The sequence below is a fragment of the Micromonospora sp. DT4 genome, from assembly GCF_049841675.1.
GTDB lineage: Bacteria > Actinomycetota > Actinomycetes > Mycobacteriales > Micromonosporaceae > Micromonospora.
In genome coordinates this window covers 1-12,475 of sequence record NZ_JBNCKT010000034.1, presented here as the reverse complement: position 1 = coordinate 12,475, position 12,475 = coordinate 1, and the positions used below count along the sequence as shown (strand labels likewise).

The window sequence follows — 12,475 nt, the reverse complement described above, 5'->3', positions numbered from 1 at the left end:
GGCGTGCCCACGCAGCGCGCGGTTCGGGTCGTCTGGCAGGCTTGGGCGACGTGAGCACCGATGGTCTGATCGTCGTCGACAAGCCCGGCGGCATGACGTCGCACGATGTGGTGGCGCGAATCCGCCGCCTGGCCAAGACCCGGCGGGTCGGGCACGGCGGCACCCTCGATCCGACGGCCACCGGCGTGCTGGTGATCGGCGTCGGCCGTGCCACCCGGCTCCTGACCTACGTGATCGGTGCGGGCAAGAGCTACACCGGCACCATCCGGCTCGGCCAGGCGACCGTCACCGACGACGCCGAGGGTGACGTGATCGCCACGACGCCGGCCGGTCACGTCACCGACGAGGCCGTCCGCGCCGCGCTGACCGCGCTGACCGGCGAGGTCGACCAGGTGCCGAGCGCGGTCAGCGCCATCAAGATCGACGGTCAGCGGGCGTACAAGCGGGTACGCGACGGCGAGAGCGTCGAGCTGCCGGCGCGGCGGGTCACCATCTCCCGGCTGGAGGTGCTGGCGATCCGCCGCACCGAGCCCGACGTGGTCGACGTGGACATCGACGTGACCTGCTCCTCGGGCACGTACATCCGGGCCATCGCGCGGGACGCGGGCCTGTCCCTCGGTGTCGGTGGCCACCTCACGGCGCTGCGCCGGACCGCGGTGGGTGGCTTCGCCCTCGCCGAGGCGGCCACCCTCGACGAGCTCCAGGAGCGCGCCCCGGAGGTGGTCAACCTGCCGTTGGACGCGGCTGCCGACCGGTTCTTCCCCCGTCGTGACGCGACCCCCGACGAGGCGAAGGTGCTCGGTCACGGCGGGCCGTTGGACCCGGCCGGCATCGTCGGGCCGTACGCCGTCTTCGGGCCGACCGGTGGCCTCATCGCCATCGTCAGCGAGCGGGACGGCCGGGCTCGCGCGGAGATCGTGCTCGCCCCGGCCTGACGGCGGGACGCAGGTCCGCCGGCCCCCCGGTCGGCGCAGTCGACCCGCCGACGCGCGGGACAGCAGGAGAGGGATTGGCATGCAGCGGTGGCGGGGGTACGACGCGGCGCCCGGAGGTTGGGGGCGCTCGGTCGTCACCATCGGCGTCTTCGACGGCGTGCACAAGGGGCACCAGGCGACCATCGGACACGCCGTGTCCCGCGCCCGGGAGCTGGGCGTGCAGTCGGTGGTGGTCACGTTCGACCCGCACCCGGCCGAGGTGGTCCATCCCGGGTCGCACCCGACGATCCTCACCGAGCCGGGCCGCAAGGCCGAGTTGATCGAGGCCCTCGGCGTGGACGTGCTCTGCGTGGTGCCGTTCACTCCCGAGTTCTCCCGGCTGCCGCCCGAGCAGTTCGCGCACGACATCCTGGTCGAGCACCTGCACGCGGCGCTGGTGGTGGTCGGCAACAACTTCCGCTTCGGGCGCCGCGCGGCGGGCGACGTGGCGTTGCTGGAGCGGCTGGGCCAGACCTTCGGCTTCGGGGTCGAGGGCAGCCCGCTGATCGCCGAGGACGGCACGGTCTTCTCCTCCACGTACATCCGCTCCTGCGTCGACGCGGGCGACGTGGGGACCGCGGCGGGGGCGCTCGGTCGCGCGCACCGGGTGGAGGGCGTGGTGGTCCGTGGTGACCAGCGCGGCCGGGTGCTGGGCTTCCCCACCGCGAACCTGCTCTGCCACCGGTACGCGGCGGTACCCGCCGACGGGGTGTACGCGGCCCGCATGATCCGCCGCGGCCAGCCCGAGCCGCTGATGGCCGCGGTGTCGGTGGGCACCAACCCGACCTTCTCCGGCCGGGAGCGGCGGGTGGAGGCGTACGCGCTGGACTTCTCCGGTGATCTCTACGGCGAGCGGTTGGCGCTGGACTTCGTGACGCACCTGCGTGGGCAGGTCCGATACGACTCGATCGAGCCGCTGATCGCCCAGATCGAAGAGGACGTCGAGCGCACCCGGCGGGCCCTGAGCTGATCATCCACGGGGCCGCACGGGCCCTTGGCCGGGTGTTACCCGTGGGTGCTGGTAGTCTTGCGGGGACGTCGGGTGACCGGCGTGGGGCCTCGCGTGCCTGCTCGACGCCGCGGGTGCGAGGTACCGGTCCGTTTCGGTCCCGTCGGGACGACGGACACCTACTTGATCAACCCATCGAAACAGGGAGAACATGGCGCTCGACCAGGAAGCCAAGGCCAGCATCCGCGCGGAGTACGCGACCGCCGAGGGCGACACCGGTTCGCCGGAGGTCCAGGTCGCGGTCCTCACCAAGCGGATCGCCGAGCTGACCGAGCACCTGAAGGTGCACAAGCACGACCACCACAGCCGCCGCGGGCTGCTGCTGCTGGTCGGCCGTCGCCGCCGGCTGCTCAACTACGTCCAGAAGAAGGACATTGCCCGCTACCGGACGCTCATCGAGCGGCTCGGTCTGCGCCGGTGACGTGACGGGGGAGTGGCCGACCGGCCGCTCCCCCGATCGGCGTCCCACCTGAAGAGAACACGGGCCGCGCGACCACCCGAGAGGGAGCCGGTCAGCGTACCGGTCTCCGGTAGTGGCCCCCGGGAACCCGGCAGCACGCCGGCACCCGGGCGCTTCGATCGAAGACCGGCCGGCTGAGCAGCTCCCCGACGTCGCGGGCCCACGACGCGAAGGAGCACGACAGCACATGACCGAGACCAAACTCGGCACCGAATCCCGCACCGCCGTGATCGACAACGGGTCCTTCGGCACCCGCGAGATCACCTTCTCCACCGGACGGCTGGCTCGCCAGGCCGCCGGGTCCGTCATCGCCCAGCTGGGCGAGACGGTGGTCCTCTCCGCCACCAGCGCCGGTAAGCACCCGAAGGAGCAGTTCGACTTCTTCCCGCTGACCGTCGACGTCGAGGAGCGGATGTACGCCGCGGGCCGCATCCCCGGCTCGTTCTTCCGCCGTGAGGGTCGGCCCAGCGAGGACGCGATCCTCACCTGCCGCCTGATCGACCGGCCGCTGCGCCCGTCCTTCGTCAAGGGCCTGCGCAACGAGGTCCAGGTCGTCGAGACCATCCTCGCGCTCGACCCGCAGCACCCGTACGACGTGGTGGCGATCAACGCCGCCTCGATGTCGACCAAGCTCTCCGGCCTGCCGTTCTCCGGCCCGATCGGCGCGACCCGGGTCGCCCACATCGACGGCCAGTGGGTCGCCTTCCCGACCCTGGAGGAGCTGGCCCGCGCCACCTTCGACATGGTCGTGGCCGGCCGCACCCTGGACGACGGCGACGTCGCGATCATGATGGTCGAGGCCGAGGCCACCCCGAACGCCGTAGCCCTCATCTCGGCCGGTGCCACCGCCCCGACCGAGGAGATCGTCGCCAGCGGCCTGGAGGCCGCCAAGCCGGCGATCCGCGAGCTGTGCCGCGCGCAGGCCGAGTTGGCCGAGGTGGCCGCCAAGCCGGTCACCGAGTTCCCGGTCTTCCTGGACTACCAGGACGACGTGTACGACGCGGTCGCCGACCTGGCCCGCGCCGACGTGGCCGAGGCGATCACCATCGCCGGCAAGGCCGACCGCGAGGAGGCCCTGGACCGGGTCAAGTCCCGGGTCGCCGAGGAGCTGGGCGCTCGGTTCGAGGGTCGGGAGAAGGAGCTCAGCGTCGCCTTCCGCTCGCTGACCAAGTCCGAGGTGCGCAACCGTGTGCTGCGCGAGCAGGTCCGCATGGACGGCCGCGGCCCGCGTGACATCCGGCCGCTGACCGCCGAGGTCGGCGTGCTGCCCCGGGTGCACGGCTCGGCGCTGTTCGAGCGCGGTGAGACCCAGATCCTGGGCGTCACCACGCTGAACATGCTCCGCATGGAGCAGATGGTGGACACGCTGTCCCCGGAGAACCGCAAGCGCTACATGCACAACTACAACTTTCCGCCGTACTCGACCGGTGAGACCGGCCGGGTCGGCTCGCCGAAGCGGCGCGAGATCGGCCACGGCGCGCTCGCCGAGCGTGCGCTGATCCCGGTGCTGCCGTCGCGCGAGGAGTTCCCGTACGCCATCCGGCAGGTCTCCGAGGCGCTGGGCTCCAACGGCTCCACCTCGATGGGTTCGGTCTGCGCCTCGACGCTCGGCCTGCTCTCCGCCGGTGTGCCGCTGAAGGCGCCGGTCGCCGGCATCGCCATGGGGCTCATCTCGGACGAGGTGGACGGCAAGACCCAGTACGTGACGCTGACCGACATCCTCGGTGCCGAGGACGCGTTCGGCGACATGGACTTCAAGGTCGCCGGTACGCCGGAGTTCGTCACCGCGCTGCAGCTCGACACCAAGCTCAACGGCATCCCGTCGGACGTGCTGGCCGCCGCGTTGCAGCAGGCCAACGAGGCCCGGCAGGTCATTCTCGGCGTCATGAAGGCGGCCATCGAGGCGCCGGCCGAGATGTCCGACTACGCGCCGCGGGTCACCACCGTCAAGATCCCGGTGGACAAGATCGGCATGGTGATCGGCCCGAAGGGCCAGACCATCAACGCGATCCAGGACGAGACCGGCGCCGAGATCTCCATCGAGGACGACGGCACGATCTACGTCGGCGCCACCAACGGCCCGTCGGCCCAGGCGGCCGTCGACCGGATCAACGGGATCGCCAACCCGACGCTGCCCAAGCAGGGTGAGCGGTTCCTCGGCACGGTGGTCAAGACCGCCGCATTCGGCGCGTTCGTCTCGCTGCTGCCGGGCCGTGACGGCCTGCTGCACATCTCCAAGGTGGGCGACGGCAAGCGGGTCGAGCGCGTCGAGGACTTCCTCAACGTCGGTGACCGGGTCGAGGTCGAGATCGCGGACATCGACGCCCGCGGCAAGATCTACCTGGACAAGGTCCGCCCGGAGGGCGCCGAGGCGCCGGCCGCCGGTGAGGCCGCCGGTGGCGACCGTCCGTCCGGCCGGGACCGGGGCGACCGGGGTCCGCGTGACCGGGGGGACCGCGAGCGTGGCGGCGACCGCGGCGGGCGTGGCCCGGAACACGGTGACCGTGGCGAGGGTGGCGGCGGCGAGGGTGGTGGCGAGGGCGGCGAGCGTCCGCGCCGCCGGACCCGGCACAGCTGACCACCAGCACCTGCAACACCCACCCCTCGTCGAACCGGGAGCAACACGTGAGTCGGGCCTTCAGTGCGCCGTATCCACCGGATCGACGGGGGGTGGCCCCGTCTCGGGACACCGCGGCGGGCCGCTCCGGCGGCGCCGCCCGCGCGGTCACGCGGACGCTCAGCGACGACCCGCTGGGCGGCACGATACGACGTACCGTGCTGCCCAGCGGCCTGCGCGTGCTCACCGAGGCGATCCCGGCGATGCGCAGCGTCTCCTTCGGCATCTGGGTGGCGGTGGGCTCGCGGGACGAGACCCGTCCGCAGGCCGGCGCCGCGCACTTCCTGGAGCACCTGCTCTTCAAGGGCACCCACAAGCGGACCGCGCTGGAGATCTCCTCGCAGATCGAGGCGGTCGGTGGCGAGACGAACGCCTTCACCACGAAGGAGTACACCTGCTACTACGCCCGCGTGCTGGACGAGGACCTGCCGCTGGCGATCGACGTGATGTGCGACCTGGTCGCCGACTCACTGCTGGAGCCGGCCGACGTGGAGACCGAGCGTGGCGTGATCCTGGAGGAGATCGCCATGCACGACGACGAACCCGGTGACGAGGTGCACGACCTCTTCGCCCGGGCCGTCTACGGCGACCACCCGCTGGGCCGACTGATCTCCGGCACCGAGGAGACCGTCACGCCGATGACCCGCCGGCAGATCCAGTCCTTCTACCGGGGTCGCTACACGGCGCCGCAGATCGTCATCGCCGCCGCCGGCAACCTCGACCACGCCGCGGTGGTCAAGCTGGTCCGCCAGGCCGTGCGCGGCACGCCCCTGGACAGCGACCCCGCCGCGCCGGCCGCATACCGCGCGGCTACCCCGGCGGTACGCACCAAGCCGGCCACCACCCTGGTGGAGCCGAAGGAGACTGAGCAGGCGCACGTCATCCTCGGCTGCCCGGGCATCGACCGCATCGACGACCGGCGCTTCGCCCTCGGCGTGCTCAACAACGTGCTCGGCGGCGGCATGTCCAGCCGCCTCTTTCAGGAGATCCGCGAGCAGCGCGGCCTGGCGTACTCGGTCTACTCCTACGCCAGCCAGTACGCCGACAGCGGCCTGTTCGCCGTCTACGCCGGCTGTGCCCCGGGCAAGGTGGACGAGGTGCTGGCCCTGACCCGCGCCGAGCTGGCCCGGGTGGCCGCCGACGGGTTGACCGAGGCAGAGGTGGCCCGGGGCAAGGGCATGAGCAAGGGCTCGTTCGTGCTCGGCCTCGAGGACACCGGTTCGCGGATGAGTCGACTGGCCAAGGGGGAGCTGCTCTACGGCGACCTGATGCCGGTGGACGAGCTGCTCCGCCGGGTCGACGAGGTCAGCGTCGCGGACGTGAACACCCTCGCCGCCGAGTTGCTGAGCCGGCCGATGTCGCTGGCCGTGGTCGGCCCGTTCGGCGCGGGCGACTTCTCCGGCTGAGGCTGCCGGCCGGGGCGTACCGGTCGGTGGAGCGAGCCGGATCCGGCGGCGATGGCACGTCCCGATTGGGATAGGTTGTGCCGCGTGACTGACGAGCAGGGGACGACCCGGGTCGGTGTGTTCGGTGCGCGCGGCCGGATGGGCATCGAGGTCTGCAAGGCGGTCGACGCCGCCACCGACCTCGAACTGGCGGCGTCGATCGACCAGGGCGACAGCCGTTCCGACGTCTCCGCCGTCGACGTGGTCGTCGACTTCACCACGCCGGACGTGGTCATGGACAACCTCCAGTGGGCCATCGGGCAGGGCATCAACGCGGTCGTCGGCACCACCGGCTTCACCGAGCAGCGGCTGGAGCAGGTGCGCGGCTGGTTGGCCGACAAGCCGGGGGTGGGCGTGGTGATCGCCCCCAACTTCGGCATCGGCGCCGTACTGATGATGCAGTTCGCCACGCGGGCCGCCCGGCACTTCGAGTCCGTCGAGATCATCGAGCAGCACCACCCGCGCAAGCTGGACGCACCGAGCGGCACCGCCACGCACACCGCCCGGCAGATCGCCCAGGCTCGCGCGGAGGCCGGTCTCGGCCCGGTGCCGGACGCCACCAAGGACGAGGTGCCGGGTGCGCGCGGGGCCGACATCGACGGGGTACGCGTGCACGCCGTGCGCGCCACCGGGCTCGTCGCCCACCAGGAGGTGCTCTTCGGCACCACCGGTGAGACGCTGACGATCCGGCACGACTCGTACGACCGGGCGTCCTTCATGCCCGGCGTGCTGCTGGCCGTCCGCGCGGTGCGCAACCGCCCCGGCCTGACCATCGGCCTGGACCCCCTCCTCGCCTGACCCCCGGCTGTGCCGCAGAACTTGGACGGTTTCCGTTAGCTGCTAACGGAAACTGTCCAAGATCTCCACAACCAGGCCCGGCCGCGCTAGCCGGGTGTCCCACTGGGCGGCGTCAGCCGGACCGTGCCGCCGGGCACGTCCGGGTAGAGGCCCGTCGCGGCCTGGAGTAGCAGCACCGCACCCGCTGCGGCACACGCCTGTGGACGGCAGGCCGCCGGGTACGGCACCGGACGGTTCACGAGTGCACGGTCGTCGCCGCCGTACAGCTCCGGCATCCGGTTGCCGAACGCCTCCGCCGCCGAGAGCAGCCCCTCGGCCAGGTCGAGGGCGGCCTCCCGGTGCCCGGCCCCGGTTCACTCGGTCGGGACCTTCTCGGCCGGTACGGCCACGTGCAGGCGCACCTGAGGCACCAGCATGTCGTCGACGTCCAGCGCCCGGGCCGCGCCGTCGGGCTCCCAACCGGTGCTGGTGAGAAACTTCCGGGTCGCCTCGTCGCCGTCGAAAGCCCAGGCCACCGCCTGGCTCATCCCGTCCTCGCGCCACAGGTCGACGGTGGCGGCGAGCAGCCGGCTGCCGTGCCCACGCCGACCCCAGCGCGGTTCGACCAGCAGGTCGGTCACCGCCGCCACGTCCGGGCCGAGCGCGTCGGCCGGCTCACCCGGCGCAAGGGCCTCGCCGTCGGCCGGACCGGAGGCGGCGAACCCCACCAGATACGATTGCTCGGCCTGTTCGACGGCGACCAGCACCCGGTGCGCGCCCGAGGGCGGCTCCAGCATCGCGGCGCTCCACCGCCGGGCGAGGAACGCCTCGTCCAGGTTGTCGAGCACATGCCGAGGCAGGATCCGGCGGTACGCGACCCGCCAGGTCGCGAGCTGGATGCGTGCGATCTCGCCGGCGTCCTCGGGACGCGCCGGGCGGACGTATCCGAGAGCCATGGGACGGAAGCCTACTCAAGGGCCAGGGAGGCGACGGTGGCGCAGGGTGCCAACAGGACGAGGGCGCAGGTCGTCGGAGTGGTGGTGCTCGCCGCGGCGGTCGCCGTGTTCCTCGCCGTCGCGGCCGTACGACACGGCTTCTTCGACCTGAAGGTCTACTACGGCGCGTTGACGTGGTGGGTGCACGACGGCGGGGAGATCTACGACTACCTCAAGCCCGGCACCCAGTACGGCTTCACCTACCCGCCGTTCGCCGCGTTGGTCATGCTCCCGATGGCGTACCTGCCGTGGACGGCCGCGATCGTGGTGAGCGTGCTCGCCAGCGTGGCCACCACCACGGTGCTGATCTGGTGGTTCGTCGACCCGATCGCCCGGCGCGTCGGGTGGACCCGCTGGTTCGCCTTCGCCGTCGCGCTCTGCCTGGCCGCCGCGTTCGAGCCGATGCGCGAGACGGTCAACTTCGGCCAAGTCAACACGCAGCTGCTCTTCCTGGTCGCGATCGACCTGCTGTGGCTGCTGCCCGCCGGCAACCGGTGGGCGGGCGTGGGCATCGGCCTGGCCACCGCGATCAAGCTGACCCCGGGCATCTTCATCGTCTACCTGCTCGTCACCGGTCGGTGGCGCGCGGCGCTCACCGCCAGCGGCGCGGCCGCCGGCGTGTCCGTGCTGGCCGGCGCGCTCTTCCCGGACGCCTCCCGGGAGTTCTGGACCGAGGCGCTGTGGAACACCGGGCGGGTCGGCGAGCTGGCGTTCGTCTCCAACCAGTCGCTGCGCGGCGTGGTCGCCCGCCTCGATCCGCAGCACCCGAGCACCCTGCTGTGGCTGCTGCTGGTACTCGGCGCCCTGGCGCTCTGGGCCTGGCGGTCCCGCTCGGCCGTCGCGGCCGGCGACGAGGCGACCGGCCTGGCCCTGACCGGCGCGGTGATGTGCCTGGTCAGCCCGGTCACCTGGGTGCACCACCTGGTCTGGCTGCTGCCCGCGCTGATCCTGCTCGTCGACAACGCGATGGCCGCGCCGGCCGGCCGCCGCCGGGGCGTCCTGCTGATCGCCGCGACCATCGGGTACGTGCTGCTGATCAGTCGGACCGTCTGGTTCTGGGAGAAGGACTTCACCGGGGTCGACGGCTTCTTCGGCAGCAACGCGTACGTCTGGATCAGCCTCGCCCTGCTGGCCTTCCTGCCGGTCCGGCGGTGGCTGAGGCCGGGCGGGTCAGTCGTCGAGGCGTCCGGCGTACCGCAGCTCGACGAGCCCGACCGGCCCACGCCCGCCGGCGAGCGGCACCTGGTAGGTCGACCGCTCACCGTCCGGTGACAGGCCGGACCGTTCGCAGAACCGGCGGGCCCGACCGTTGTCGGCCAGCACCCACAGCCGGTAGCCGGCCCAGCCCCGCTCACTGAGCCCGGCGCGGGCGGCGTCGAGCAGCGCGGTGGCCGTCCCGTCGCCCCAGAACGCCGGCTCGACGTAGAGCGCCAGCACCTCGCCGATGCTCGGGTCCAGGTCGTCCCGGTCCTGGTTGCGGCGGTACGGCCCGAACGTGGTGAAGCCGACGGTCAGGCCGTCCACCTCGCCGAGCAGGGTGGTGAACGGGTGCTCCGGGTCGGCGGTGCCGACATCACGGCGGCGCTGCGCCCACGCTGCCACGTTGAGCCGCCCGAGCACCTCGTCCGGCATCACACCGGCGTAACCCGACTGCCAGCCGTGCACATGCACCCGGGCGACCGCCTCGGCGTCGTCCGGCTCCTCCCGGCGGATGGTCAGCATTGCACCGTTCTATGCCCCGATGACGGTCCGAGTCCAGCTTCCCGCACCGGCGTCGTACCGATGATTTATCGTCGCCGACGATGGCCGCACCGGAATCACTCTCGCTCGCCCAGGCCCGGCGGGTGGCGCTCGCCGCCCAGGGCTTCGCCGACCCGCCGCCGACCGGCGTGCCCACCCGTCGGCACCTGCGCCGCGTCCTCGACCGGGTCGCCCTGATCCAGATGGACTCGGTCAACGTGCTGCAACGGGCGCACTACCTGCCGCTCTACAGCCGACTCGGTCCGTACCCGACGACCCTGCTCGACCACTCCGCCTACCGCCGCCCCCGGGAGCTGTTCGAGTACTGGGGCCACGAGGCGTCCCTCGTACCGGTCGGGCTGCACCCGCTCCTGCGCTGGCGCATGGCCCGGGCGCACAGCGAGGCCTGGGGCGGCATGCGGCGCATCGCCCAGGAGCAGCCGGACCTGGTGGCCTGGGTGCGCGACGAGGTGGCCGCCCGGGGTCCGTTGACCGCCGCCGAGATCGAGCACGACGCGCCTCGGCAGACCGGCAACTGGGGGTGGAACTGGTCGGCGGTCAAGCAGGCGCTGGAGTTCCTGTTCTGGGCCGGCGAGGTGACCGCCGCCGAGCGCAGCACCTCCTTCGCCCGCCGGTACGACCTGCCCGAGCGGGTGCTTCCGGCGTCCGTGCTGGCCACGCCCACACCGACCGACGCCGAGGCGTTCCGCGGTCTCGTGGCCCTGGCCGCGCGGTCGCTCGGGGTGGCCGCCGAGCCGGAGCTGCGCGACTACTTCCGGCTGCCGGTCGCCGGCGCCCGCCAGGCGGTCGCCGAGCTGGCCGAGGCCGGCGATCTGGCCCCGGTGACCGTGGCGGGCTGGCGGCAGCCGGCGTGGCTGCACACGTCCGCCCGGCTGCCCCGGTGGGTTCGGGGCAACACGCTGGTCAGCCCGTTCGACCCGCTGATCTGGGAACGTGCCCGCACCGAGCGGCTGTTCGACTTCACCTACCGGATCGAGATCTACGTGCCGGCGCCCCAGCGGGTGTACGGCTACTACGTGCTGCCGTTCCTACAGGGCGACCGGTTCACCGCCCGGGTCGACCTCAAGGCCGACCGCAAGACCGGGGCGCTGCTGGTGCCGGCCGCCTGGCTCGAATTCGGCGCGGATGCGGGGGAGACCGCCGTGGCGCTCGCCGCCGAGTTGTACCGGCTCGCCGGATGGCTCGGGCTGGACGCGGTTGCGCCACCCGCCGCCGGCGACCTGGCCGGTCCGCTCACGGCCGCCCTGGCGAGCGTGTCGGGTGTACCGTGAACGCGTGACGAGCGTTCCCGGACCGGTCGACCAGTCACCGCCCAGCGCCGGTGCCGTCCACACGGTGCCCGCCTCCGACGCTGCCCACGCCATGTCCGCCGCCGGCTCTGCGCCGACCGGATGGTCGGCGGGTCCCCCCACGGGTTACGCCTACCAGGCGCCCGAGCCGGACCGGCTGACCCGGCTCGTCCTGCGGATCCACGAGCGTTCGCCGCGCTGGGCCGTCCCACTGGCCGCGGTCGGCTGCGTCGGGCTCGGCATGGCCTACGCGCTGCTGAGCAACCCGACCCGCGCCGACCCGGACGCCGCGCCGACGTGCATCCTCAAGCTGACCACCGGGTTCGACTGCCCGGGCTGCGGCGGCACCCGAGCGCTCTGGTATGTGCTGCACGCCGACCTGCCGGCCGCCGCCCGACACCACTTCCTGTTCGTCTTCTCGCTGCCCTTCCTGGCGTACCTCTTCGTGGCCTGGGCGGGTAACCAGGCGTTCGGCTGGCGGCTGCCCGAGCTGCGGATCAGCCCCAGGGTCATCAGCGGCTTCATGGGTGCGTGGCTGGCGTTCACTGTGGTGCGTAACCTGCCCTGGGCGCCATTCGCCTCGCTCTACGTCTGACCGCGCTGCTCTTCCAGTCCGGCTCGCTGCTCTTCCGTCCGGCCCCGCTGCCTTGGGCTGGTCCCGCGGCCTTGGGCTGGTCCCGCGGCCTTGGGCTGGTCCCGCTGGTCCGACGCCTGGCTTCGCTGCCGCCTGACGCAACCCTGGCCAAGCCCCTTCCCGGAGGGAGGCAGGACCTGGTGGTGTGTCCCTGTCGAGCTGCCCCAGATATGGGGCGCCAGAGGACGGTAGGAGCGGCACCAGAAGCGGGGCGGGTGCGTTGCGGGTGGGCGTTGCGGCCCAGGCAGTGGGGCGGCGAGCGCGTTGCGGCGCGGGCGCTGCGGGTGGGCGCGTTGCGGGCGGTGTGGGCGCGTGCACTGCGGGGTCGGCACTGCGGGGTCGGCACTGTGGGGCCGGTGCGCTGTGGGGGGCCGGTTCGGTCGGCGGGGCAGAGACCTTGGCCGCGCGGTTCCTGCCCCACTTCTGGGGCAGCTCTAAGAGACTGTCGGGTAACTGGGTGGGGGCGGAACGTCACGCCGAGACACGTCGATGGAAGGTCCTCGACAAATAGATC

At 72.4% G+C, this 12,475-nt stretch carries 12 protein-coding genes; 9 read left to right on the top strand and 3 right to left on the bottom strand.

The annotated features are described in order from the left end of the window. Positions 1 to 50: 50 nt before the first annotated feature. The 6 genes from truB to dapB all read left to right on the top strand — a co-directional run bounded on the left by truB (position 51) and on the right by dapB (position 7,303). Entirely contained in the window at positions 51 to 935 is an 885-nt protein-coding gene (gene truB / locus ACLQ24_RS12775) for a tRNA pseudouridine(55) synthase TruB (RefSeq protein ID WP_425891437.1), read from the top strand. 79 nt (positions 936 to 1,014) lie between these two features. Further along, positions 1,015 to 1,944: a bifunctional riboflavin kinase/FAD synthetase gene (locus tag ACLQ24_RS12770; protein ID WP_425891436.1), complete on the top strand. Its 930-nt coding sequence runs from the start codon at positions 1,015 to 1,017 to the stop codon at positions 1,942 to 1,944. Between the two features lie 190 nt (positions 1,945 to 2,134). Beyond that, positions 2,135 to 2,404, top strand: coding sequence for a 30S ribosomal protein S15 (gene rpsO / locus ACLQ24_RS12765; RefSeq protein ID WP_007456699.1), 270 nt, complete (start codon positions 2,135 to 2,137; stop codon positions 2,402 to 2,404). A gap of 226 nt (positions 2,405 to 2,630) precedes the next feature. Continuing rightward, on the top strand, positions 2,631 to 5,021 hold the full coding sequence (locus ACLQ24_RS12760) for a polyribonucleotide nucleotidyltransferase (RefSeq protein WP_425891434.1): 2,391 nt from the start codon (positions 2,631 to 2,633) through the stop codon (positions 5,019 to 5,021). Between the two features lie 47 nt (positions 5,022 to 5,068). Further along, positions 5,069 to 6,466, top strand: a complete 1,398-nt coding sequence (locus tag ACLQ24_RS12755) for a M16 family metallopeptidase (protein ID WP_425891432.1) — start codon at positions 5,069 to 5,071, stop codon at positions 6,464 to 6,466. A gap of 84 nt (positions 6,467 to 6,550) precedes the next feature. Continuing rightward, complete coding sequence (gene dapB / locus ACLQ24_RS12750; protein ID WP_425891430.1) at positions 6,551 to 7,303, top strand: 4-hydroxy-tetrahydrodipicolinate reductase; 753 nt, start codon at positions 6,551 to 6,553, stop codon at positions 7,301 to 7,303. An 86-nt stretch (positions 7,304 to 7,389) separates the two neighbouring features. Here the strand turns inward: dapB and ACLQ24_RS12745 are convergent, their stop codons facing one another. Both ACLQ24_RS12745 and ACLQ24_RS12740 read right to left on the bottom strand, forming a co-directional pair. Then, positions 7,390 to 7,542 carry a hypothetical protein gene (locus ACLQ24_RS12745; protein WP_425891428.1) on the bottom strand — a complete coding sequence of 51 codons (153 nt, stop codon included), beginning with the start codon at positions 7,540 to 7,542 and terminating at the stop codon, positions 7,390 to 7,392. Between the two features lie 114 nt (positions 7,543 to 7,656). Beyond that, on the bottom strand, positions 7,657 to 8,238 hold the full coding sequence (locus tag ACLQ24_RS12740) for a GNAT family N-acetyltransferase (RefSeq protein WP_425891426.1): 582 nt from the start codon (positions 8,236 to 8,238) through the stop codon (positions 7,657 to 7,659). A 36-nt stretch (positions 8,239 to 8,274) separates the two neighbouring features. On the opposite strand from ACLQ24_RS12740, the gene ACLQ24_RS12735 reads away from it, so the two are divergent. Continuing rightward, positions 8,275 to 9,549, top strand: a complete 1,275-nt coding sequence (locus ACLQ24_RS12735; protein WP_425891424.1) for a glycosyltransferase 87 family protein — start codon at positions 8,275 to 8,277, stop codon at positions 9,547 to 9,549. On the opposite strand, the gene ACLQ24_RS12730 is transcribed toward ACLQ24_RS12735, so the two are convergent. Then, the gene (locus ACLQ24_RS12730) at positions 9,448 to 9,999 is read right to left on the bottom strand and encodes a GNAT family N-acetyltransferase (RefSeq protein WP_425891422.1); all 552 of its coding nucleotides are present in this window, start codon (positions 9,997 to 9,999) and stop codon (positions 9,448 to 9,450) included. The two genes, ACLQ24_RS12735 and ACLQ24_RS12730, sit on opposite strands and share 102 nt — an antisense overlap. A gap of 80 nt (positions 10,000 to 10,079) precedes the next feature. Here ACLQ24_RS12730 and ACLQ24_RS12725 point away from each other — a divergent pair, with 80 nt between their 5' ends. Both ACLQ24_RS12725 and ACLQ24_RS12720 read left to right on the top strand, forming a co-directional pair. Beyond that, positions 10,080 to 11,309, top strand: coding sequence for a winged helix-turn-helix domain-containing protein (locus ACLQ24_RS12725; RefSeq protein ID WP_425891420.1), 1,230 nt, complete (start codon positions 10,080 to 10,082; stop codon positions 11,307 to 11,309). Between the two features lie 91 nt (positions 11,310 to 11,400). Next, entirely contained in the window at positions 11,401 to 11,922 is a 522-nt protein-coding gene (locus tag ACLQ24_RS12720) for a DUF2752 domain-containing protein (protein WP_425891493.1), read from the top strand. Positions 11,923 to 12,475 lie beyond the last annotated feature (553 nt).